22 protein-coding genes are annotated in these 23,412 nt (G+C 60.6%); 14 read left to right on the top strand and 8 right to left on the bottom strand.

Annotated elements, in window-relative coordinates:
• Positions 1–19 precede the first annotated feature (19 nt).
• The 13 genes from KW837_RS27830 to KW837_RS27770 all read left to right on the top strand — a co-directional run bounded on the left by KW837_RS27830 (position 20) and on the right by KW837_RS27770 (position 14,967).
• Positions 20–1,042 (top strand): polysaccharide biosynthesis/export family protein, encoded by a 1,023-nt coding sequence (locus tag KW837_RS27830; RefSeq protein ID WP_218399274.1) that lies wholly within the window; start codon positions 20–22, stop codon positions 1,040–1,042.
• 17 nt (positions 1,043–1,059) lie between these two features.
• Entirely contained in the window at positions 1,060–2,655 is a 1,596-nt protein-coding gene (locus KW837_RS27825; RefSeq protein ID WP_218399273.1) for a Wzz/FepE/Etk N-terminal domain-containing protein, read from the top strand.
• A 32-nt stretch (positions 2,656–2,687) separates the two neighbouring features.
• A complete protein-coding gene (locus tag KW837_RS27820) occupies positions 2,688–3,743 on the top strand; it encodes a glycosyltransferase family 4 protein (protein ID WP_371317178.1) in 1,056 nt (351 codons plus the stop codon).
• Positions 3,740–5,107, top strand: coding sequence for an O-antigen ligase family protein (locus tag KW837_RS27815; protein WP_218399272.1), 1,368 nt, complete (start codon positions 3,740–3,742; stop codon positions 5,105–5,107). Before KW837_RS27820 ends, KW837_RS27815 begins: the two co-directional genes overlap by 4 nt.
• Positions 5,104–6,072 carry a glycosyltransferase family 2 protein gene (locus tag KW837_RS27810; protein ID WP_218399271.1) on the top strand — a complete coding sequence of 323 codons (969 nt, stop codon included), beginning with the start codon at positions 5,104–5,106 and terminating at the stop codon, positions 6,070–6,072. Before KW837_RS27815 ends, KW837_RS27810 begins: the two co-directional genes overlap by 4 nt.
• Positions 6,065–7,201: a glycosyltransferase gene (locus KW837_RS27805; protein ID WP_218399270.1), complete on the top strand. Its 1,137-nt coding sequence runs from the start codon at positions 6,065–6,067 to the stop codon at positions 7,199–7,201. The genes KW837_RS27810 and KW837_RS27805 overlap by 8 nt, the downstream gene beginning before the upstream one ends.
• A 12-nt stretch (positions 7,202–7,213) precedes the next feature.
• Positions 7,214–8,215, top strand: coding sequence for a polysaccharide deacetylase family protein (locus tag KW837_RS27800; RefSeq protein ID WP_218399269.1), 1,002 nt, complete (start codon positions 7,214–7,216; stop codon positions 8,213–8,215).
• On the top strand, positions 8,212–9,516 hold the full coding sequence (locus KW837_RS27795; protein ID WP_218399268.1) for a lipopolysaccharide biosynthesis protein: 1,305 nt from the start codon (positions 8,212–8,214) through the stop codon (positions 9,514–9,516). The genes KW837_RS27800 and KW837_RS27795 overlap by 4 nt, the downstream gene beginning before the upstream one ends.
• Positions 9,513–11,432, top strand: a complete 1,920-nt coding sequence (locus tag KW837_RS27790) for a hypothetical protein (RefSeq protein ID WP_218399267.1) — start codon at positions 9,513–9,515, stop codon at positions 11,430–11,432. The genes KW837_RS27795 and KW837_RS27790 overlap by 4 nt, the downstream gene beginning before the upstream one ends.
• Before the next feature lie 92 nt (positions 11,433–11,524).
• The gene (locus KW837_RS27785) at positions 11,525–12,214 is read left to right on the top strand and encodes a GNAT family N-acetyltransferase (RefSeq protein ID WP_218399296.1); all 690 of its coding nucleotides are present in this window, start codon (positions 11,525–11,527) and stop codon (positions 12,212–12,214) included.
• Between the two features lie 4 nt (positions 12,215–12,218).
• Complete coding sequence (locus KW837_RS27780; RefSeq protein WP_218399266.1) at positions 12,219–13,433, top strand: GNAT family N-acetyltransferase; 1,215 nt, start codon at positions 12,219–12,221, stop codon at positions 13,431–13,433.
• On the top strand, positions 13,405–14,217 hold the full coding sequence (locus tag KW837_RS27775; protein WP_218399265.1) for a ChbG/HpnK family deacetylase: 813 nt from the start codon (positions 13,405–13,407) through the stop codon (positions 14,215–14,217). The genes KW837_RS27780 and KW837_RS27775 overlap by 29 nt, the downstream gene beginning before the upstream one ends.
• A gap of 60 nt (positions 14,218–14,277) precedes the next feature.
• Positions 14,278–14,967, top strand: a complete 690-nt coding sequence (locus tag KW837_RS27770) for a hypothetical protein (protein ID WP_007900765.1) — start codon at positions 14,278–14,280, stop codon at positions 14,965–14,967.
• 194 nt (positions 14,968–15,161) lie between these two features.
• Here the strand turns inward: KW837_RS27770 and KW837_RS27765 are convergent, their stop codons facing one another.
• The 8 genes from KW837_RS27765 to KW837_RS27730 all read right to left on the bottom strand — a co-directional run bounded on the left by KW837_RS27765 (position 15,162) and on the right by KW837_RS27730 (position 22,704).
• Complete coding sequence (locus KW837_RS27765; RefSeq protein ID WP_192343421.1) at positions 15,162–15,968, bottom strand: class I SAM-dependent methyltransferase; 807 nt, start codon at positions 15,966–15,968, stop codon at positions 15,162–15,164.
• Between the two features lie 93 nt (positions 15,969–16,061).
• On the bottom strand, positions 16,062–16,967 hold the full coding sequence (locus KW837_RS27760; protein WP_218399264.1) for a LysR family transcriptional regulator: 906 nt from the start codon (positions 16,965–16,967) through the stop codon (positions 16,062–16,064).
• Between the two features lie 195 nt (positions 16,968–17,162).
• On the bottom strand, positions 17,163–17,789 hold the full coding sequence (ycaC, locus tag KW837_RS27755) for an isochorismate family cysteine hydrolase YcaC (RefSeq protein WP_218399263.1): 627 nt from the start codon (positions 17,787–17,789) through the stop codon (positions 17,163–17,165).
• A 69-nt stretch (positions 17,790–17,858) separates the two neighbouring features.
• Positions 17,859–19,697 (bottom strand): amidohydrolase, encoded by a 1,839-nt coding sequence (locus KW837_RS27750; protein WP_218399262.1) that lies wholly within the window; start codon positions 19,695–19,697, stop codon positions 17,859–17,861.
• A 9-nt stretch (positions 19,698–19,706) separates the two neighbouring features.
• Positions 19,707–20,297 (bottom strand): antibiotic biosynthesis monooxygenase, encoded by a 591-nt coding sequence (locus tag KW837_RS27745; RefSeq protein ID WP_123497641.1) that lies wholly within the window; start codon positions 20,295–20,297, stop codon positions 19,707–19,709.
• Positions 20,290–20,706: a DoxX family protein gene (locus KW837_RS27740; RefSeq protein WP_218399261.1), complete on the bottom strand. Its 417-nt coding sequence runs from the start codon at positions 20,704–20,706 to the stop codon at positions 20,290–20,292. Before KW837_RS27740 ends, KW837_RS27745 begins: the two co-directional genes overlap by 8 nt.
• Before the next feature lie 179 nt (positions 20,707–20,885).
• Complete coding sequence (locus tag KW837_RS27735) at positions 20,886–21,254, bottom strand: DUF6124 family protein (RefSeq protein ID WP_218399260.1); 369 nt, start codon at positions 21,252–21,254, stop codon at positions 20,886–20,888.
• 526 nt (positions 21,255–21,780) lie between these two features.
• Positions 21,781–22,704, bottom strand: coding sequence for a LysR family transcriptional regulator (locus KW837_RS27730; RefSeq protein WP_192343415.1), 924 nt, complete (start codon positions 22,702–22,704; stop codon positions 21,781–21,783).
• 228 nt (positions 22,705–22,932) lie between these two features.
• Here KW837_RS27730 and KW837_RS27725 point away from each other — a divergent pair, with 228 nt between their 5' ends.
• The gene (locus KW837_RS27725) at positions 22,933–23,397 is read left to right on the top strand and encodes a helix-turn-helix domain-containing protein (RefSeq protein WP_218399259.1); all 465 of its coding nucleotides are present in this window, start codon (positions 22,933–22,935) and stop codon (positions 23,395–23,397) included.
• Positions 23,398–23,412 lie beyond the last annotated feature (15 nt).

The raw sequence follows: 23,412 nt of genomic DNA, 5'->3' as shown, positions 1-23,412 counted from the left end.
CGCAGAAAAGGATGACGCCATGAACGCCAAAATGCTTCTCCTGCTGTTGCTACCGCTTGCAGGTTGCTCCAGCACCAGTGAAACCCAGCAGATGCCGGTGCAGATCCTCACGGCCGAGCCGGCCAATGCCCAGGCCACCGACATGCCCAAGGTCGAACAGACCCTGCGGCCCAAGGACGTGCTGGATGTGATCTTTCACATCAGCACCAGCGGCTCGCAGGCTTATCGGATTCAACCCGGTGACCAGGTCGCCCTGAACTTCACCGCGGCCAGCCAGCTCAACGGCACGCAACTGGTGCTGCCCGATGGCACCATCGAACTGCCAGGAGCCAACACCGCGGTGAAAATCGGCGGGCTGACGTCGGTCGAAGCCCGGGAGGAAATCCAGCGTGTCTATAACCGTAAAGCCCTGTTCCAGCCCAACCGCAACCAGCTGTCCGTGCTGGTCACCAGCCCGCTGAGCAACGAGCAGAACCTCAAGAGCGCCCTGAACCACCCCGCTACCGGTATGAGCCGGGAGATCGTTGTGGGCAACGACGGCTATGCGAGTTTCCCGGAAATCGGCTCCGTGCCGCTGCAAGGCATGACGGTCAACCAACTGGAAACGTTCCTCAATCAACGCTACGCGCAATTGCCGGGGCGGATGACAGTCGACGTCATGCTCAAATCCACCTCGGGCAACGAAATCTATGTGCTGGGTGAAGTCGCGCAACCGGGCTCCTACCCGATTCGCCGACCGGTCTCGGTGCTCGAAGCCTTGACCCTGGCCCGTGGCACTAACGTCAAGGCGCGGCTCGATTCGGTAGTGATCATGCGCCGCACCGGCAACCATGTGCAGGCGGTGCACTACGACGTGGAAAAAGCCTTGTCCGGTGACGCGTCACAGATTGCTTACCTGCAACCGGACGACATGCTCTACGTGCCCAAGACCAAACTGGCCAGCGCCGGTGAGCTCGCACGGCAACTGGCGGACGTGGTGTTGTTCCAGGGGGTGGGCTTCACCTTTGGCTACCGCGTCGATAACAAAGGCAGCGACAACTAACGCTCAGGTGACCGACCATGAACCCAAAGGAAAACTACCTGCATGAGTTCTTCAGGATTTTCTTCGCCAACAAGCAGTTGGTGAAACGCGTCTTCCTGATCTTTGCAGTGATCGCCCTGATCTTGCCGCTGATGCTCAAACAGAGCTTCGACATCACCGCGCAGGTGATCGTGCAATCCAAAAAACTCTCCCAGGGAGACGCCACCACGTCCCTGACCCAAGGTGATGCCTCGTTCATTCCACCGTCACTGGCGGACATGGAAACCGAGAGCAATATCCTGCGTTCCCCGGCCCTGATCCGTCAGACCATCAGCGACCTGCGGGCCAAAGGCGAGTACGCGCCCAACCCCGGGATCTTCAGCAAACTGGTGACCGAACCGATCAAGCGTTTTGTGACCACCCCCTTGCGTGAATACGTGGTCAATCCGGTGCGCGATGCATTCGGGCTTGAGACCGATCCGGTTCGGGACACCGCCCTGGATACCTACACCCAAGAGGCCGTCGATAACCTGAAAATCGAAACCCTGCCGGGTTCCAACGTGATCTCCATTGTCTACAGCTTTGGCGATCCCGCCCAGGGCACCCGGTTTGTCGCGGCGCTGCTGCAAAACTACCTGGCCAGCCGTCAGGAACTGCAATCGATCGACCTGCCGCAGAGCTTCTACGAAACCAAGAAGAAGCAGTATCAGGTGCGTCTCGATGGCCTGGAAGGCACGCGGCTGGCGTTGCTCGAAGGCGTGGCTTCATCCGATCCGAAGGAAGAAATCACCTTCCGCCTCAATGCCATCAACACCGAGGAACAGGCCCTGAACCTGTATCAGGATCGCCTGTTGCAAAGCCAGCGCTGGCTCGACTACCTGAAAACCGCCCTGACGTCTGCCACCAATACGTCCCGGCTCAGCGATTACACCTTCCCCTTCACCTTCACCACCACGGTGGACAACATTGCCTTCGAAGACCGGGAGATCAGGCAGCTCGGTGAGCAACTGACCACTCAGGTCAGCCGCTACATGAACGACCTGGCCGTCTTCCAGCCGGGCAGTGAACCCATGCTGTTGACCCGCGAGCAGATTTCCCGCACCCGTCAGCAGTTCCTGAAAATCGTCAGCAACCGGATTCAGGAGCGCACCAACGACCTGGCGATTGTCACCTCGGTGATCAAGCAGAAAACCGCACGCATCGCCGACTTCAAGGAGCGCATCCATCAGTTGCAAGTGGCTCAAAGCAAACTGGCGCAAATGGACACCGAGATCAATGCCCTGCACGCAGCGTTCTCCACCTATGCCCAACGCTTTGCCGAAAGCAGCTCCGCCGGTTTGCTGGACAACGATATGTCCAACGCCCGGGTACTCAGCCCGCCGTATGAACCGACCGATGCAGCGTTCCCCAAACCGCTGCTGATCATTCCGTTCGGGATGCTGACCGGTCTGCTGCTGGCGATTGCCTTCGTCTACGTGCGTGAGTTCTTCGATCACCGCTTCAAACACCCAGCGCAAATCACCCATGAACTGGGCTTGCCGGTGCTGTTGGTGATCAACGAGCAAGACGTTATGCCGACCAACCCGCACAAAAACTGGACCGTGGATAGCTTCGTGCATTGGGTGCGCCATTGAACGGGCCGCTCAGCGCCAGCGCTCTGCCGATCATGCATTTGATCAGCAGCGGCGGCTTCTATGGGGCTGAGCGGATGCTGCTGGACCATTGCCTGGCGACGCCGGGGCAGCACCAAGTGCTGTTTCTCGATGCGCCGCCAGCGCTGATCGCGCGATTTCGCGGGGCTGGGGTCGACTGTCGTAGCTTCACGGGTTTGAGGGGATTGCTGCGTCATTTACGTCAGCGGCGAGCTGAACAGCCGCTGATCAACACGCACAATTTCAAGGGTCTGTTATTTGGCTGGGCGGCCGCCACGTTGTTGGACTTGCCGTTGGTGATTACTCAACACGGTTTCACTCCGCGCAGTCGCAAGCAACGCGTTTATGGCTGGCTGAGTTTGCAATTGTGTCGCACGGCGTCGGTACACCGCGTGGTTTGCGTGGCCGAAAGCATCGCCGTGCTGCACCGCAAGGCCTGTGTCCGGACGGAGAAACTGCAAGTGATTCCCAATGGTCTGCCAAAGGCCTGCGGCCTGCTACCTCACACTGCCACACACCCGCGCTGGCTGGCGGGTTACGTCGGTCGGCTGAGCAATGAGAAAGGCCCGGACCTGTTTCTCGATGCCCTGATTCCGCTCTGTCAGCAACACCCGCAACTGGACGCCGTGATGCTCGGCGACGGCCCGGAACAGAAAACCTTGCTGGCGCGGATTGCCGCTGCCGGCTTGCACAAACGCATCACCTTGCCGGGTTATCAAACCGACATGAACCGGTGGTGGCAGCAACTCGATGCGCTGGTGATCAGTTCGCGTACCGAGGGCACGCCGATGATTTTGCTGGAGGCCATGCAGGCCGGAGTGCCTGTGGTGGCGTTCAGCGTCGGCGGGATTCCCGATGTGCTGGAGGACCGGCACAACGGCCTGCTGGCGACACCCACCGACAGCGCCGCCCTCGCCCGGCAGATCGACACGCTGCTGAGTGAGCCGGCCCTGGCTCGCGAATTGATCGACAACGCAAGACGTACGCAATTGGACCGTTACGACCTGAAGGCCTTGGCCGAACGCTGGTCGCAGCTTTATATCCGTACTGCACGGGAGGCACGCGCGTGATCTTTCCGCTCTCGATCGTCAGTCTGCTCGCCCTGGTCTGCCTTGGTTTGCTGGCCAGCCCTTATCCCTATCTGGCGCCAGGCGCAGTACTGGGCCTGGTGGCTATCGCGGTGCTGTACCGAAAACCTGCCTGGGGTTTGTTGGCCATCGCGGCGCTGGTGCCGTTCGAAGGTTTCTTCAAGGGCAGCGCGCTATCGGGCACCAAATTCATCGGTGCGTCACTGGCGCTGATCGTGATGTTGCAACTGGCTATCCACCAGATTCCGTCCGAGCGCCTGCGCAGCAACATCTGGCGCTTCCTGATCTGGTTCATGGTGTTGTACCTGTTGAGCATGATCAATACCGATAACCTGGACATGTCCCAGAGTCATCTGCGGGATCTGAGCGTCGGCCTGGTTCTGTTTGTGATCACCTTGCTGATCGGCCGTGAGTTGAACCTCGATATGTTCGCCCGGCTGGTGACCCTCAGCGTCAGCGCGACCAGCGCGCTGGCCATGTTCTCCACCAAGTATCAGGACCAGGGCCGCGCCTCCGGGCTGCTGGAAGACCCGAACTCGTTTGCCCTGCTGATTGCCTTCGCCGTGCCATTGGCGCTGCTGCTGGTGATCCGCGGCCCGAACCTGTTGCACCGTTTGTTCTGGGGTGCCTGCTGCATTTTGCTGCTGGGCGGCATGACCAAGACCGATTCCCGTTCCGGGCTGGTGGTGCTTTTTCTCAGCTTGATGATCGGCGCCTGGCACTACCGTGCGCAGCTGCCGCGCATCCGTCCGCGCCACTTGGGTTTTGCCATGCTTGGCCTTGCGATCGTGATCCCGCTGGCCATTTACTCGATGCCGGCCGGTTACATCGCGCGTATCCAGTCCTTGAGCATCTTGAAAGCCGGTGCCAAGAGCCAGGACGAATCCCTCGGCCGCCGCGCGTCGTATATCCTGGTCGGCAGCCAGATCATCCAAGAGCACCCGTTACTCGGCTCCGGCCCCGGCACCTTCCCGCTGCACTACGCCACCACCGGTTACGCCAAGGTGTTTTCCGCCAACCGCAAGCCCGGCGACCTGTATCGCCGCGCGCACAATACTTACCTGGAAATCTTCAGCGAAGTGGGGATTCCCGCCGGCCTGTTGTTCGTCGGCATGCTGGGCCTGGGGATGTACAACCTGGTCCGCGCCCGTCACGCCTGGATGCTGCAACGAAATTGGGAACAGGCCGACCTGATCACGCACCTGAGCATGAGCTATCTGTCGTTGCTGCTGTTTTTGATGTTCCTCAGCGCACCGAATCACAAATACCTGTGGATCATGCTCGCGCTGACGTTCGTGTTGCGCCTCAAGGCTGAAGAACGTCCGCCGACGGAGACCAGCGCATGAGCCGCATCAGCCTCGTCATCCCGATGTACAACGAGGCCCGACACATCGGCCGTACATTGCTTGCTGCGAAAAAGGCCGTCGAGGCTGCCAGGCTGGAATGCGAGTTGATTGTGGTCGATAACGGCTCCGACGATCAGGGACCACCCATCGCTTGCCAGTTCGGTGCGCAGGTGCTGGTGCTGCCCGGCTTGCTGATCGGCGCCTTGCGCAATCGCGGGGCGGCGGTGGCGACAGGTGAATGGCTGGGCTTCATCGATGCCGATATCGAGATGCCCGAGGATTGGTTGACGCAACTTTTCGAACTCGAGTCCGGCGGCCAGGCCGATGTCCTCGCCCTGGACTTGCACACCCCTGTCCAGGCGCCATGGTTTGCCACGGCCTGGCAACGCCGCATGGCCCGCCCGACCACTCACACCTTGCACCCGGTGCAATGGCTGCCCAGCGCCAACCTGCTGATGCGCCGCACCTGGTTCGACAAGGTCGGCGGCTTCGACGAAACCCTGCGCACCGGCGAAGACAAGGCGTTCACCTTGCGCCTGAGTGAAGCCGGCGCGCGATTGCTCGCGGTCAATCAAAGCGTCGCCCTGCATTGGGGTTTCGAAGGCAGTTGGCGTGAATGGATGGGCAAGGAGTTGTGGCGCCAGGGCAGTCACTTGCAACTGCTGCGCACCCAAGGGATGAGCCTGCGCTTGCTGCGATTCCCGGCCTTTTCGATGGGCGTCTGGGCACTGGATTTCATCGCTCTGTCGGCCCTGCTCAATGGTTTTCCCAAAGCGGCGTTGTTCATCGTATTCATCACCAGCCTGCCAGCGCTGGTGCTGAGCCTGCGCCAAAGCCTGAAACACCATGACATAGGCCTGATGCTGCAACTGTGGGGCCTTCACTGGGTGCGCCTGCACCTGGCCGGTGCCGCGCTCATTTTGAGCCTGTGTCATTGGAATGCCAGGAGGCCGGCCCGTGGCTGAATTCATTTTCTGGCTGTGCCTGTTATTGCCGGTGTATGCCTGGCTGGGCTATCCACTGCTGCTGACGCTGATCGCGCCGTTGTTCCGCGCACGGCGTCATGCGCCAGCCCCACCGATGAACGTGAGCATCATCATCGCCGCGCACAACGAAGCCCGGCATATCGAAGAGAAATTGCGCATCCTGCTCGCCCAGGATTATCAGGCGCGCTCGCTACAGATCATTCTGGCCAGCGACGGCTCCACCGACGACACCGTGGCCTGCGCCCACAAGGTCATTGACCCGCGCATCAGCGTGCTTGACCTGCCTCGTCAGGGCAAGGCAGCCACCTTGAATGCCGGCGTGGCCCTGAGCACGGGCGAGATTCTGGTGTTCACCGATGCCGACAACCAATGGTCGACCGACACCCTCGGCCAGTTGCTCGCGCCCCTGGCCGATCCACAGGTCGGGGCCTGTGCCGGGCACATGCTGATCCCGGTGCCGGGCAAGGGCCTGAGCCTGGGCGACAGCCTTTATCGGCATTACGAAGGCTGGTTGCGCAAGGTGGAAAATCGCACCGGCTGCATGGTCTCCGCCGACGGCGCCCTGCTCGCCCTGCGCCGCGAGTTGTTCCAGCACGTGCCGGCGGAGGTCAACGATGACTTCTTTATCAGCACCTGCGCACCGGTGGCGTTCAAACGCATCGTCTATGTGCCCCAAGCACAAGTGAGCGACCAGGGCGTCGACGAAATCGCCAAGCAATGGCGCCGCCGCCAGCGCGTCACCGTCGGCGGTCTGCAAAGCCTGGCCCAGCGCCGGGAGCTGCTGAACCCTTGGCGGTATGGCCTGTATGCGATTGCACTGATCAGCCACAAGCTGATTCGACGCCTGGCACCGATCCTGTTGGTGCCGTTGCTGCTGAGCAATGTCTGGTTGTGGAATGTTCATGGCTTCTATCGCCTGAGCCTGATCGCGCAACTGCTCGGTTACGCGATGGCTATCGTCGGCCTGCTGGATGTGCAACACCGTTTGCCCAAACCCTTTCGCCTCGCCGCGTTTGTTCTGGTGACCCTGGCCGGGATGAGTATCGGTCTTTGGCAGTTCTTGCGCGGCCAGCGGTACGCGCAATGGAACCCCGAGCAAAATCGTTGAAAGGACCGTGCCATGGCGATCAAACAATTATTAAAACGCACCAGTGGCTGGCTTTATCTCAACTCGCCCGTAGGCCGTCATCAACTGCACGGTGCCGGGGTGATCCTGATGCTGCATCGGGTGCTGGCCAATGACCGCGCCGCCGACCTGCCCCATCGCAATGAACTGTGCGTCGGGCCGAAGGCATTCGAACATCTGCTCGCCTGGTTGAAAAAGAACTTCGACTGCGTGCCTCTGATGGAGATCTTGCAACCGGGCGCCATCAGGACCGGACGACCAAAAATCGCGCTGACCTTCGACGACGGCTGGCGCGACAACGCGCTGAATGCCTTCCCGTTGCTGAAAAAGTATCAGGTGCCGGCGAGCATTTTTCTCTCCACCGATTTCATCGGCAGCCGACAACGCTTCTGGTGGGAAAGCCTGGGAGAAACCCTGTGGCACAGCCACGGTGAAAAAGCCCGGACGCATTTGATTGAATGCTTGCAACAGATCAGACGACCGTTACCGGTGCTGCTCGATGATCTGGATGTGCAGCGCCGTAGCCTGGCGCTTTTGCACTTTCTGCACAGCCTGAAAAACCTGCCGTTGGGCGAACTGAATCGGCTCAGCGATCAATGCCCTGAAGAGTCGTTGCCCCAGGCCCTGGACTGGCATCAGGTACGCGCGCTGGAAGCCAGCGGGTTGATCCGCTTCGGTCCGCACGGCGCCAGCCACGCGATTCTCACCGACCTGGACGACCAACGTCTGGATGAAGAACTGAGCCGCAGCCGCAATGCCCTGCTCAACGGTTGCAACCGGCCGCTGCCGGTCTACTGCTACCCCAATGGCAACCATGATGCGCGGGTGCGCGAACACGTGGCGGATCATGACTTCCCGTTTGCCCTGGGCACCGACCTCGGGATTTATCGGGGTATCAGCGATCCATTGGCCTTGCCGCGAATCGGCATCAGCCATCGCACGGCGCGCAATCCGGAGTTGCTGTCCTGGCGCATCTACCGCGGAGCCAGGCCATGAGTCGTAGTCATTACCTCAAACACCTGGCCCTGAGCATGGGCACCAAACTGGCGATGATCGGCCTGCGGCTGCTGCGCAACGTATTGCTGGCGCGGATTCTGGGGCCCAGCGAGCGCGGTCTGTTTGCGTTGCTCAGTACCCTGCCCGATTTGATCAGCGCCGCCACCAGCGGCGGGCTGAATTCGGCGGTGGGGTATCAGGCGGCCAAGCAACGGCCCATGGGATTGTTGCTGAGCCAGGTGCTGGTGTTCGGTTGCCTGCTGGCGGGTTTGCTGACGTTGCTGGTGGTGGCGCTGGTGCGCGAGTTCGGTGGTGAACTCGACATCACCACGCAACTGGGATTGCTCGCCTGGCTGTTGCTGCTGGCGGTGCCGCTGACCGTCCTCAAGAGCGGTCTGCTGACCTTGCACAATGCGTCGGGCGGTGTAGTGGCGTTCAATGCTTTGCGGCTGGTGGAATCCCTGGCGCCACTGCTGCTGTTTCTGGCCTTGTTCTGGATGTGGAAAGACGCAGCCCTGGAAGCGGCGCTGATCAGTTGGCTGGCCGGCCTCAGCCTGGTGGTGCTGGCCGGGTGGTTCTGGCTCAAGCGCGCTCAGCCCTTGAAGTTGCAGTGGGACCGTGCCAGCCAGAATGAACTGCTGCGCTACAGCGCTCGCAGCCATCCGGACCTGTTATTCCAGCAAGTGATTCTGCGCTCCGATTACCTGTTCATCGGCGCCCTGCTCGGCAGCACGGCGTTGGGGCATTACGCCATGGCCAGCGCCGCCGCCGAGTTGCTGCTGATCGTCCCGGAGGCGGTGACCACGCCGCTGATGAAACGCCTGCTGCAACAGGACGAAGGCATGGATCGCCTGACGCCGTTGGCCCTGCGCCTAACCGCCACGGTGATGCTCGGCGCCTGCCTGACCATGGCGGTGATCGGTGAATGGCTGATCGTCACGCTGTTTGGTGTTGCCTATCAGCCGGCTTACCCGGCATTGCTGGCGCTGCTGCCCGGGCTGCTTGGCCTTTGCTATGCGAGCATCTTGCGCCTGGACTTGCTGGGCAAAAATCGCCCCGGCACGATTTCGCTGTTGATGGGCCTCGGCGCGTTGCTGAACCTGGCCCTGAACCTGTTGTTGATCCCGATTTACGGCATCGTCGGCGCTGCGACGGCATCGTCCATCGCCTACCTGGCGGTAACCCTCGCGCTGCTGGTGATGTATTGCCGGTTGAGTGGCGTACCGGTCTGGCAAACCCTGATCATCCTGCCCAGCGATGTGGCTCCGATGCTTCAGATGCTGCAACGGAAATCGGCATGAAACGCCTCATGCTGCTGTTGAGCCTGGGCCTCGGTTTGAGCGCCCAGGCGGCGCCCATGCGCTGGGCTGATATTCGCGACGGCAGCCTGTACCTGCAAACGGATCGCCCCGACACGCTGACTGTTCGCTGGGCTCCGGCGTGGCAGGCCGATGCCAACGAAGAACGCCTGTACCTGCTCGACGGCAATGGCAACCTCAAGGGCGAGCGCCTGATCGCCGCCAGTGAAACCCGAGGCAAGCAGAGCTGGCCGCTGGCACCGAGTGCCGCCAGTTATCGACTGGAAATTCCGGGCTACAGTTTCCGCCGCTACACGATCGAACACGATGAACACACCGTGGCGTTGTTCGCCCCCGCCAAGGTGCATTTCAGCGCCGAAACCCGCGGCGGCGATGAGCTGTATTTCAAAGTCGCACCCGGGGAACACGCCGTACTGGCCGGCAAGTTTCACGGTGGGATCAACGCCCTGCAGGCCCAGCGCGTGGGCGACAACAAACAGTTGTCCCTGACGCTGAAACCCTATCGCGCCTATTGGCAGTTCGATCAGGTGGCATTGCCCGTCACTCAGGACGAACAGGTCTGGCGCCTGCGCCTGCAAGGCAGCGGCAAGGTCGCGTTCTGGCTCGATGGCACGGCGAATCTGTTTGCCCAGAAACCGCAGCAGCTCAAACCGCTGCGCGAGGACGATGGCCAGACCCGCTTGACCCTGCATAAAGAAATGCTCGGCCCCACCCCGAACCTGGGCATTTATTTGCCCTACGTGCTGCCCCCTCAATCCAGTTTCGCAGCGCTCGACGCCCTCAAGCCTCAGGCGGGCACCTATTACAGTTTTGTTGACGTCACTGCGCAAAATCCGCACCACGAAGATGCGTTCCGCCAGCTCTATCAGAACCGCTTCGGCATCACCCAGGACCTCACGCTGTTGGCCGGCAGCCAGCGTCAGGCGGATTTGCGCGCCGACACCCAAAGCAACGCCGGCCTCGATGCCTGGCTCGCCGCCACTCGCGCCCTCGGCGGCACCGGTACGCACTACATCGCGTTCGCCGACGAGCCGAACCTCAACTACCCGAGCTATGCCGACTACCAGTCGATTTTCAACAGCATGGCCCGGCAGGTACGCAGCGATCCGGCCAATGCCAAGGCCGGTGTGCGCATCGCCATGCCCGCCACTTCACGCTTCGTCAACGGCCCGTTCGCCGACAACGCCGTCGACAAGCGCGGGATCGATTGGGCGCGGCGTCTGCTGGCCGAATCCGGTGAGCAGATCGACGCCCTCGCCTGGCACGAATGGATGATTCGCGATCTGCTGGCCACTCGGGTCTACCGCGACAGCGTGCGCCGTGCCGCCGAGCTGGTGGGCCTCGATGCCAAAGGCCGGCCACGCAAAGCCTTGCTGCTGGATCAGACCAACCTGTCCAGCGGTTCAAGCCTGAGCCCCTATGATCAGGAAACCCACTTTGCTTCGCTGTGGTGGACTTCGGTGGTCATCAACTCGGCGCAGGATGGGTTGCTGGACATGCTCAACTGGTTCCAGGCCGCCGACGAACCGACCTACCCCAAAGGCATGGTGCGGGTGCTGGGCGGCGATCGTTTCGAACTCAAGCCGGTGGGCCTGGCCCAGCAATTCATCCAGCAGCACTGGCTGAAAAACGTCATGCGCCTGGACAACGACGCTTTCGAAGTCGATGTGTTGGCCATGGCCACCGAGCGCCAGCGCAGCCTGTTAGGGGTCAATAAAGGGGAGCGCTTGCAGCGTGTCGATCTGGGCGGCGCGACGTGCCCGCTGGCCAAGGGAGCGCTGGTGTACTTCGGTGCCGACAACCGCAGTCGTAGCGCTCAGTTCACCTGTCACGACGGTCGCGTCAGCTTCGACCTGCCGGGCGAAACCCTGTTCGCCTTGAGCTGGAGCGCCTCATGAACGCCGCCAACTTGCATCACCACGACCGTGCCGCTCTCGACCGCGCGTTTCACCACGCCAGCGGCGACCGGTCTCTGTCTGGAGGCAATGATATGAATGCCTTGGAAAAACTTCGCCAACACATCAAACGAAAAGGCCTGCGTGCAACGGTCCGGCTCCTTTGGAGGCGCTACATGTTCGTTCACTGGGAGCTTCTGTGGATGAAGCGTGACTTGGTCAGCCCGGTACCGCCCCACCAGCTCAAGCCTTACCCACCGCTGCAAGTGAAGACCATCACGGTGCACAACACCGCAGCCTTTGCCCGTCACTTTGGCGACCGGGTCAACATCATGGAAGAACTGGCCACCGAGGGTTACACCGGGCACATGTATCTGGATGGCAAAGGCGACGCGGTGGCCTTCATCTGGGGCAGCACCCGGGAGTACCACGACCGCCATTTCTATGGCTGCAGGTTCCCGGTAAAAAAAGGCGAATTCTTCGAATTCGGCGGCGAACTGGCTCCCGCGTATTGGGGCACCACGCTCTCGGTGGACCTGCAACTGCGACTCTGGAAAGCCATGCAGGCCCAAGGCTGCCACACGGTCGTGGATGTCTGCGACGCCCACAATATACCGGCGCTGAAACTGCACATTCGCATGGGCTATCAAGAGCAAGGACGCATCCAGCACGTCTATCGATTATTCGGTCGCTGGCGTTTCTTGCGTGAAACCCGTTACAGCGACTCACGCCTGGATGCGCTACGCAAACCGTCCCGTTCACCTGTTCCTGAGTCAGTGGCGTGAAAATATGATGGCTCGATTCGAATGGCGCACCTCGCTGTGCGCCCCGGACTTTCCGGCAGCTGCTTATGAGGGGTTGCGCAGGCGCGTGACGGACCATACGCCGTTCAACACCCTCGCCTGGCTGTGCGCATCGGAACAGGCACTGACCGCCGGGGAGCGCTTGCACGTTCTACTGGGCTGGCAAGGTGATGAATTGGCCTTGTGCCTGCCGCTGGTGGCGTCCGTGGAGCGCTTTGGAAGGCTGCCATTTCGGGTCTTGCGTCACCTTGGTTATCCCCTCACCGATCGCCTGGCCCTGCTCACCTGCCTCGATGCCGACAGCATGCGCAAGGCGCTGGTGATCATCCGCCGTCACTTGCCCCATGCGATGCTGCAACTCAACGAATTGTCCGAACCCATCGGCGAAGAAAGCACGCTGACCGCATGGATGGCCCACAGCTCCACCGGCGAACGTCGCATCAGTTGCCGGGTGCCGGTGCATTTGATCAGCGATATCGACCGCCAGGAAGTCTCCGGCGACCCGCGCTACAAACTGCGCCGGGCGCGTAAACGCATCCTGGCCTATGGCGCTCAGGTCCGACGCATTAGCCCTGACGCAGCCACCATCGGGCCTTTATTGCAGGCCCTCAGCGAAGTCGAAGCGCAGAGCTGGAAAGGCGTCGAAGGCGTGGGGATTTTCACCAGCAACCGTAGCCGACAATGGATCAACCTGGCCTTCACCGCCCTCGCCAAACAGGGACTGCTGCGGGTGGTGCTGCTGGAGGTGGACGGGCGCTGCATCAGCTACCGGCTCGGGTTGCTGGAACAGGGCCGGCTGTACGACTACAACCTGGCGTTCCTGCCCAAATACGCCGATCTGGGCAGCGGTCGTGTGTTGCTCGAAGAGTGGATTCGCTGGGGCCTGGACGACAACTGGCACTGGATCGACGCTTCGCGGGTCAGCCTGAAGAACTCCAGTCATCAACTCCAGGAGCGCATGACCGGGCAACTTGAGCACTGGCGCTGGAGCTTCTACTCCTGGCGCCCCAGCGGCCTCGCCTTGGGGCTGACCATGCGACTCTGGCATCAATTCAAACCGTGGTTGAAAAAATGGCGGGCCTGGCGTGCATCAGTTGCTCCTGCATCCCCTCCGACACCCACTCGTGTCGACAAAGGCCCTGCGCCCACCGAAAAAAACAGGGAGGGCAAACATGCCTCGCCAAGTCATAGTCAACGCTGACGATTTCGGCCTCAGCCTGAGCGAAAACGCAGTAATCCTCGGTGCCTTTCAGGCCGGGGTCATCAGCTCCGCCACCGCCATGGCCAATATGCCGGCGTTCGAGGAAGCCTGCGTCCTGGCCCGGCAGCCGTTGCTCCAGGGACGAATCGGCTTGCACTTCAACCTCACCTATGGCCGACCGTTGAGCCCGTCGATTCTCGCGCGTTCGACGTTCTGCGACAGCCAGGGCATGTTCGATCTCGACCTGCCCCGCCACAGCCTCTGGCTCAACCGCCTGGATCGCGAAGCGGTGCTGGAGGAACTCCAGGCCCAATGGCAACGTTGCCTGGACAACGGCCTGCGCCCCAGCCACATCGATTCCCATCAGCACGTGCACAACATCTGGCCCATCGGCGAAATCGTCGCGCGCTTTGCCGCCTACCAAGGGGTGCCCGTGCGACTGGCGCGCCATCTGGGAAATAACCTGAGTGTGCGCAAGCGGGTGTTCAAGACATTGCTCAATCATCGATTGAACCGCCTCGCCGGAGCGACCGCCCAGTACGTATGCACCCCGGTAGACCTGCGCAACGTGGCGATGCCGATCGACGGACTGCTGGAGATCGTCGTCCACCCGACCCATATCGGCGCCGATTTTGGCGATATCTATTTAGACCCCGGAGAGTCTCTGGCTCACATGCTGGAGCTGCGTCTTCCGGGCATTCCGAGAGTGTCCTATGCCGCAGTGCCAAGGACGTTCGAAGAGGAACCGCAGTACTCGATTGACCTACGAACGTTGCAACCTTGATTAATCGCCATTGAAAAAAACGTTCCCCACCCAACCCTGGCTTCAGCCACGGAGGACTTCATGAGCGCCATCGCCAAGCTTCGCGAACGAATCAAACAAAAAGGCCTGCTCCACACGCTCCAGACGCTCTGGAAGCGCTATGTGTACTTCCACCGAGAGCTGTTGTGGCTGGGGCGCGATCTGGTCACCCCGGTGGCGCCGCACAAACTACGGCCCTATACGGGTTTGAAGCGGGTGACGATTACCCGGGAGAACGCCATCGCTTTCACCAAGTATTACGGTAACCGCGTCAAGGCCATGGCCCAGATCGCCTCCGAAGGTCACACCGGGCACATGTATGTGGACGAGGCAGGTGATGCCATCGGATTCATCTGGGGCAGCCTCAGTGACTACTTTGACCAGCATTATTATGGCTGCTGGTTCCGGGTCAAACCGGGTGAGTTTTTCCAGTTCGGCGGTGAAATGATCCCTCTCTACTTCGGCTCCAGCCTGTCGGTGGACGCCCAGTACAATATCTGGGGTGCGATGCGGGACCAAGGTTGCGACAAGGTCATGGACGTCTGCGATGTCCGCAACATCCAGGCCATGAAAATGCACCTGCGCATGGACTACCAGGAACAGGGGCGAATCACCCACGTCTACGACCTGTTCGGCCGCTTTCGCTTCTTCCGCGAAACCTACTACAGCGGCTCGCGGCTGACTGCGCTGCGCAAACCGGAACAGCAGACAGTGACTGCGGCGCAGGCGTGATTGGTTTTGCGTCCGACTCAGACCAATGTGGGAGCGGGCTTGCTCGCGAAGAGGGCGTGTCAGTCGATATTAATGTTGTCTGGCAAACCGCTTTCGCGAGCAAGCCCGCTCCCACATTTGACCGCATCTCCCTGTGGGAGCGGGCTTGCCCGCGATAGCGTCAGTCAATGCAACTCATTTCTCAGATCCGACACTCAGCGCTTCACCGCCACCAACGTGTAACACAACGGCAACTGCGCCTTTTGCTGCTGATACCGATCGTAGAGTTCTTCGCGGTTGGAATGCGGGTATTCCTTGAAGTGGCTGATCTGCAACCCCGCCTCAACGGCACCGGTGAAGATGGCACCCAGGGTGTGGACGAACCAGTAAGACGCTGAGGCGGGCTGTTCGACTTTGCCCTCGTAAACGATCGGCTGGTTCTGGACGAAAGGTTCACTGCGAAAATACGAACTGTCCGGGCGATAGGGATCGGCTGACTCGGGGTCGAACATTTCCAGGAACGGGTGGGTTTCGTACACCACCAGAGCACCGCCGGGCTTGAGGGTTTGCGCGGCATGGCGCAAGAATTCAGCGATGTCCGGCATCCAGTTCAATACGCCGATGGTAATCAGCGCCACATCGAAGCACTGGTGAAGATCAGTCGGCAGGTGATGGATGTCCGCCTCGATGAATTCGGGCTCATGGGGCGAACGGGATGCCAGCTCCCGGGCCTGATCGAGAAAGGCCTCCGACTGGTCAATGCCGACGACACGACGGGCCCCCAGGGCAAACAGCGAAAGACTTTCGCGTCCGTTGTTGCAGCCGAGCTGCACCACATCCTTGCCGTCGACGCCGACCTGTTGAAGCAACCCGGTGAGGGTGTCATCCAGGCAGGAAAAATCGCCATGGCTCACGGCACTCAAACAGGCCCGCCACTCCGGGGTGTCTTTGTGGTGTTGGGCGGAGTCATTCCACGCATCGCGATTGCTGGCGATGGCTTTTTCTTTTGTCGGCATTTCCATTGCACACTCCAGAATTCAGGCCTTTGATTGGCCGGCACGAGTCTGGATCAGCATCAGAAAAACTACCATTCGAGCTTTGTTGTGATCTTGTAATCACCGGTGGGGCGAAACCTCTTCGCCTTGATTCAACCGCTCACGCAAGAACTCGATCAGCGCCTGCACCGGTCGTGACCTCTGGCGATGCTGCGGGTAGACGGCCGACAAGGTCAGCGGCTTGGGGCGCAAATCATCCAGCACCGGCACAAGTCGGCCGTCCTCCAGGGCCGAACCGACGATGAAGGTCGGCAGGTACGTGATGCCCATACCGGCGATGGCCGCGTCCTTGAGCAACTCACCATTGTTGACCCGCATCCGCCCAGTGACGCTGACGTTCAGCGGCTTGCCCTGCCCCTCGAAACGCCATTGCACCTGACGACCGTGGCCGTAAGGCAGGCAATCATGGGTGTGTAAATCCTCGGGTTTAAGCGGCGTACCCCGCTCGGCCAGATACACCGGGCTGGCACAGTACAGCCGCTCGATGGAGGCGAGACGTCGGGCGATCAGTGTCGAGTCTTCCAGCACGCCAATGCGCAATGCCAAATCGTAGCCCTCACCGAGTAAGTCCACTGGTCGATCACTCAGGTCGACTTCCACGGTGACCTCGCGATAACGCTGCAAAAACTCCGGTAACAGACAGCCCAGATGCGCCACGGCAAACGACAACGGTGCGCTCAGGCGAATGGTGCCGCGAGGCTCGGTGGTCTGGCCGGCGATGCCCTGCTCCACTTGCTCGACTTCGCTGAGCAGGCGCAGGGCTGATTCGTAATAACTCTGCCCCAGCGGCGTGACGTCCAACCGCCGGGTCGAACGGTTGAGCAGGCGCACGCCGAGGCGCTCTTCCAGTTGCATCAGGCGGCGGCTGACAAACTGCTTGGACAACCCTAATTGATCGGCCGCCGCAGTGAAGCTGCCAGAGTCCATGACCTGGCAAAACATACGCATATCTTCGAACGGATTCATTGTCGCGCCCTGGTTGACAGCCAAACGCTTTATAGCCGTTTTTTTTGCTTCTGACTCCCCAAATCTAAAGATCAAAAGATCGCAGGCTTCGCCAGCTCCTACGGGAATTGAGTACAGGCGGGCGTACCCAATCGTAGGAGCTGGCGAAGCCTGCGATCTTTTCAAGCAGCCGGCCGAGACCGGCAGCCATACCTCTTACTTCGCGGTGAACGTCGTGTAGCTGTTGATCAGGTTGCGGTAGTTCGGGATGCGCTGGGACAACAGGTTGGCCAGGCCTTCCATGTCGTTGCGCCAGTCGCCCTGCAACTCGCAAGCCACGGAGAACCAGTTCAACAGTTGCGCACCGGCAGCCGACATGCGAGCCCACGCCGCTTGTTGCACCGTAGTGTTGAAGGTGCCGGAAGCGTCGGTTACCACAAACACTTCAAAACCTTCAGCCAGTGCCGACAACGTCGGGAACGCCACACACACGTCAGTTACAACACCGGCAATGATCAGCTGCTTGCGGCCGGTGGCCTTCACGGCTCTAACGAAATCTTCGTTGTCCCAGGCGTTGATCTGGCCCGGGCGTGCAATGAACGGAGCGTCCGGGAACTGCTCTTTGAGTTCCGGCACGATCGGGCCATTCGGGCCGCTGTCGAAACTGGTGGTGAGGACGGTCGGCAGGTTAAAGAACTTGGCGATGTCGCCCAGGGCCAGCACGTTGTTCTTGAACTCGTTAGGCGAGAAATCCTGCACCAACGAGATCAGGCCAGTCTGGTGATCAACCAGCAATACCACTGCATCATCTTTGTTCAGACGTTTGTAAGGAACGTTGCTCATGTGAAACTCCTCGGGGGATGGACTTACCTCAGGGGCGCCGACACACCAGGCCGGCGCATTGTTTAATCACTAGAAGGCAAAGCACGAGCAGCCAAACGCGCCCCAGAACCCCTGGAAATCGCTGACCGGCGCGTTCGACAAACGCGCCCGCTCATGGCTGTGGGAATGCACCGCGCACGGCCCGCTGCACTGGTGAACCTGTGCCTGCATCGGTGAAGCCGGACGCCAGTGACCCGGCACCTTGACCACCGGCGACCAGTCCGGCAGCACCGGCACGCTAGGTGGTCCAAGCTTTTCGAATTCGCCGGCGGCGTACACCACCTTGCCGCCAACCACGGTCAACACCGATTCGATCCACTTGATGGCTTCTTCCTCGACACTGAAAAAGTCCGCGCTCAATGCCGCCACGTCGGCCAGTTGCCCGACCTTGATCTGGCCTTTTTTGCCTTGTTCGGAGGAAAACCAGGCACTGCCGTGGGTGAACAGTTCCAGCGCGGTCTGCCGGGGCAGGCCTTCGCTGTGCAGCGCCAGCCCACCGACGGTGCGACCGCTGACCATCCAGTACAACGAGGTCCAAGGGTTGTAGCTGGACACTCGAGTCGCATCGGTACCGGCGCCGACCGGTACACCCTCGGCCAGCATGCGCTTGATCGGTGGCGTGTTTTCGGCGGCCTTGGCGCCATAGCGCTCGGCGAAATATTCACCCTGGAATGCCATGCGATCCTGGATCGCGATACCACCGCCCAGCGCCCTCACCCGCTCGATGTTCTGCGGGGTGATGGTTTCAGCGTGGTCGAAGAACCATGGCAAACCATTGAAGGGAATGTCGCGGTTGACCTTCTCGAACACATCAAGCATGCGGCTGATGGATTCGTTGTAAGTCGCATGCAAACGGAACGGCCAGCGCTGCTCGACGAGGTGGCGAACCACCGGTTCCAGCTCGTCTTCCATGGTTTGCGGCAAGTCCGGACGCGGCTCGAGGAAGTCTTCGAAATCCGCCGCCGAGAACACCAGCATTTCCCCGGCGCCGTTGTGCCGCAGGAAGTCGTCGCCCTGATGCAACTTGACGCTGCCGGTCCAGTTCTTGAAATCGGTCAGTTCTTCCTTGGGCTTCTGGGTGAACAGGTTGTAGGCGATGCGCACGGTCAGTTGCTGGTCCTTGGCCAACTGCTCGATCACCGCGTAGTCGTCTGGGTAATTCTGGAAACCACCGCCCGCGTCGATGGCACTGGTCAGGCCGAGGCGATTGAGTTCGCGCATGAACTGGCGGGTCGAGTTGACCTGATATTCCAGCGGTAACTTCGGCCCTTTGGCCAGGGTCGAGTAAAGAATCATCGCGTTCGGCCGCGCCACCAGCATGCCGGTCGGCTCACCGTTGGCATCGCGCACAATCTCGCCGCCCGGCGGGTTCGGCGTGTTGCGTGTGTAACCGGCAACACGCAACGCGGCGCGGTTGAGCAAGGCGCGGTCGTACAAATGCAGCACGAACACCGGCGTATCGGGTGCGGCCTGGTTGAGTTCTTCCAGGGTCGGCATGCGTTTTTCGGCAAACTGAAATTCGTTCCAGCCACCTACTACCCGAACCCACTGCGGCGTCGGCGTGCGGTCGGCCTGATCCTTGAGCATGCGCAAGGCATCGGCCAGGGATGGCACACCTTCCCAGCGCAGTTCGAGGTTGTAGTTCAGGCCCCCACGGATCAGGTGCAAGTGCGAGTCGTTGAGGCCGGGGATGACGCAACGGCCCTTGAGGTCGATGACTTGCGTGGCCGAACCGCGCAGGGCCATGGCGTCGGCATCGGTACCAACCGCAACGAAGCGGCCGTCGCTGATCGCCACGGCGCTGGCGAGGGGCTTCTCACGGTCAACGGTATGGAACTGGCCATTGAACAGAATCAGATCGGCGTTCATCGCGTTTCCTTAAGGCTGTGTGGAATGGGACTGGCCGGCTTCCAGCCACGGCGCGAACAGGCGCGTGGCCAACGGCATAAAGACGTACACCACCGACAGCACAATGGTCAGGGTGATCAGGAAAGTGGCGACCACGTAGTTGGACAGGAAGGCATTGAGCTGCAACAGCGGCCCCCAGATCAGCGGCACCAGCAAGGTGTGCGGCAAAATCACCAGTAACGTCACTACGGCCTGCTTCCAGCGCGGCGGTGGCGAACCGGCCTCAGCCAGTGGTGAGAACCAGAACTCATTGACCGGGTTGACCTCGGTCTGGTCGCCGTCGGCCAGCATCGGCGCAGCTTCGTCGACCAGCGCCTGGCGTTGCGGCGAGTCGAGCCAGCGCTGCATCGCGTCAGTGGAGCAAAACCGCAGCACGCAGGTGAACAGGTCGAGGCCACCGCTCTTGCCGCGAATCACATCCACGCCCAAGTGTCCTTCGCGTTGCCCGGCCACGCTGACGATGTTGCGCAGCCAGGCTTCATAGGCCGCTTCAAAACCGGCCTTGACCCTATGTTTGACGATCAGCGTCACGACTTCTTCGAATCGATTGGAATCAGGCATAACGGAGGGCTCCAGCGAGACGAACATTGAGCGCCAGCCGTCCGGGCCCGGCGATGAAGAGGCTGGTGAAGAGGATCAGCAGCAGCCAGCCGAACTGCCCTTCGGCCACACTCCATTGCGGATGCACGATCAGCATCGCCACCAGCAGCACAAAGAGAATAGGCAAGCACGCCAGCCGCGCCAGCACACCGGCGACAATCAACAACGGGCACAGCACTTCAGCGAAGATCGCCAGGCTCAGGGTGAGGTGGGTACCGAGGTGGAAAGGGTCTTCGATCAGTTGCAGCTGCGCACTGAAGTCCAGCAGCTTGGGCAAGCCGTGAACCCACAGCAGAAACAGACCACCACTGACCCGCAAAAACAGCAGCCCGAAATCTTGAGCCCGTTCATTCCATTGCGAAGCGTTCATGGCCCCTACCCTTGATCAATCATTGCCCTGAATAGTGCAGCGACGGGGTAGGGAAAAATTGAATGTACGTGCTCTCTTTGCTCAACACGCTGAACGCCCGCTCCCACAGGGTTTTGTGCGTGTTCACTTACTGCTCAAGCACAAAAAACGGCCCGAAGGCCGTTTCGTATTCAATCCGGTCAGACGGCCGGGGCTGCCTTCAATTCCAGACTATCCAGCGCCCGACTCACAGCCAGTTCACCCAGCATGACGAGCTGCGCGACGCCCAGTATCGTATTGCGCTGCGACCCCTCCAGAAACCCGGCACAGTCACTGGCGATCACCTTGGCCGAGGCAAAGGATTCGCAGGCATTGGCCAGTAGCTCTTCGATGTCGATGCCCGGAGCGACGGTGTAAATCGTGCTCGGTTTGCGCGAAGTCTTGGCGGCGGACGGTTTGAGGTAGTGATCAAGAGCACGCTCGGCGGCTTCATTGAGTTTTTTGGGATCGAGGGGATCGTAGGGGGAAACGTCGTCGGTTTCTGGCGGGTTAGGTGTGGCTTTGAACATGGTGAATCTCCTACAAGAAATGGAGCCACCAAGACCTGTCGCTAAACAGGTAAGGGTGGCGGCTGCACGCAGGTTAGCGAACCGGGTGTAGGCGCCCGGCAGACCCGAAGATCTCCCGCGCACAGCCGCCATGACATCAATCGCAGACATGAACAATCTGCAAGAGAGTTTGGAGCGCTGTTGCGCCTACAAAGGTTCGGGTCGCTAAACCCGATCGCTGATTCGTCAGCGACCGGGAAACAATAGAGCCCGGCCATTAGGCACACAAGCCGGCGGATTCTGGCGCAGTCGTAGGCAACGGCGCAAGGATCTGTAGCTTTCAGGAAGTAACGCTAAACACCATTAAACACAGCCCTCGAATCAACACACATTCCCCTGTGGGAGCGGGCTTGCTCGCGAAGGCGGTGTGTCATTCAACGGTGATGTCGACTGGCCCACCGCCTTCGCGAGCAAGCCCGCTCCCACAGTTGGACGGTGTGGGTATGCAAGATGGGTCGTCTCAAAAGATCGCAGCCTTCGGCAGCGCCTACGGGGTTGGTATGTTCAGGGGCTCGGACATGAACTGACTGATCCGCGAGCGCAGCCATTTTTCGGCAGGATCGTTGTCATGCACCCCGCTCCACGCCATCGACAACTGCGCGGCGTCGATAGGAAACGGCGGATCTTCGGCGCGCAAGGTACATCCCTCGACCAGCGCACACGCAGCGTAATCCGGCACCGTGGCAATCATCTCGGTACCGGCCAACAACGCCCGCAAGCCACTGAATTGCGGCACGCCCAGCACCACGCGGCGAGAGCGGCCGACCTTGGCCAGATCCATATCGATGTTGCCGCTCAGGTCACCGGAGAACGACACCATCGCGTGCGGCCGTGCGCAATATTCGTCGAGGGTCAGCGGCCCTGGACGATCGTCACCGCGCAGCACTTTGCAGGGAATGTCGCGCAGGCGTTTGCGCTTGGCATTGGCCGGCAGGTCGGTGGTGTAACTCACCCCCACCGAAATCTCGCCAGACGCGAGCAACGCCGGCATCAGCAGATAATTGGCGCGGCGCACCACGACCACAATCCCCGGCGCTTCTTCTTGCAGTTTGCGCAGCAACGGAGGAAAGAGTCCGAACTCGGCATCGTCCGACAGCCCGATGCGAAACACGTCGCAGCTGGTCGTTGGGTCGAATTCCTTGGCGCGGCTGACCGCCCCCGAGATGGTGTCCATCGCCGGTTGCAGTTCCTTGAGAATCGCCAGCGCCCGCGCGGTCGGCTCCATCCCGCGACCGTTGCGCAGCAACAACGGATCGTCGAACAAATCACGCAACCGCCCCAGCGCAGCGCTCACCGCGGGTTGGCCCATGAAGAGTTTTTCGGCGACCCGGGTCAGGTTTTTTTCGAACATCAGGGCTTCGAAAATCACCAGCAGGTTCATGTCGACGCGGCGCAGATCATTACGGTTCATATGCACAATCCCATGGTGTTTTCGGCCAGGCACGAAGGTTGACGAGCATCTGACTTTACTCGAGACGGCCCGCCCGGATCGAGGAATTAACAACGTTTAACTCGCAAGCCAAAGCCCCCACGACCAAGAATGAAGCCCTCTGCGCAGACCTGTTTTTTTTCAGAAAAGGGAACGTGCTGACCCACCGTGCAGTGCACCAGCGCGCTCCCACCGACACGGACATTTGTCATGGCTCACTTCCAGCAGAACGCGGTCAGCGCGTCAGCCACCCAAACACGAAAAAAACCCGCAGGCGGGCTCAGCCCCTGGCGTGAACATCTGGCCAAGCAGCTGATCCTCGACCATCTCGATGAACCCCTGGAAGTGACTGAACTGGCACGGGCGTGCGCCCTGTCACGCAGTCATTTTTCCCGTGCATTCAAGTGCAGCATCGGTGTTTCACCGCAGGACTGGATCCGACAGCAACGCATCGCCCGGGCCAAGCAGCTGATCCAGAACACCGACCTGACCCTGACGCAAATCAGCCTGGAATGTGGCTTCTGCGATCAGGCGCATTTTTCCCATATCTTCACCCGCAGCGAAGGCATCACACCGTTTGCCTGGCGCTGTCGAACGGTGCGTTCTCTTCCCTCTCTCAACAGCAAAAGATCGCAGCCTTCGGCAGCTCCTACAGGAGTTCACTTAACCCTGTAGGCGCTGGCGCAGCCT

The organism is Pseudomonas sp. PDM24 (assembly GCF_019218905.1).
Classification (GTDB): Bacteria; Pseudomonadota; Gammaproteobacteria; order Pseudomonadales; family Pseudomonadaceae; genus Aquipseudomonas.
This window is presented reverse-complemented; position numbering and strand designations above follow the sequence as displayed.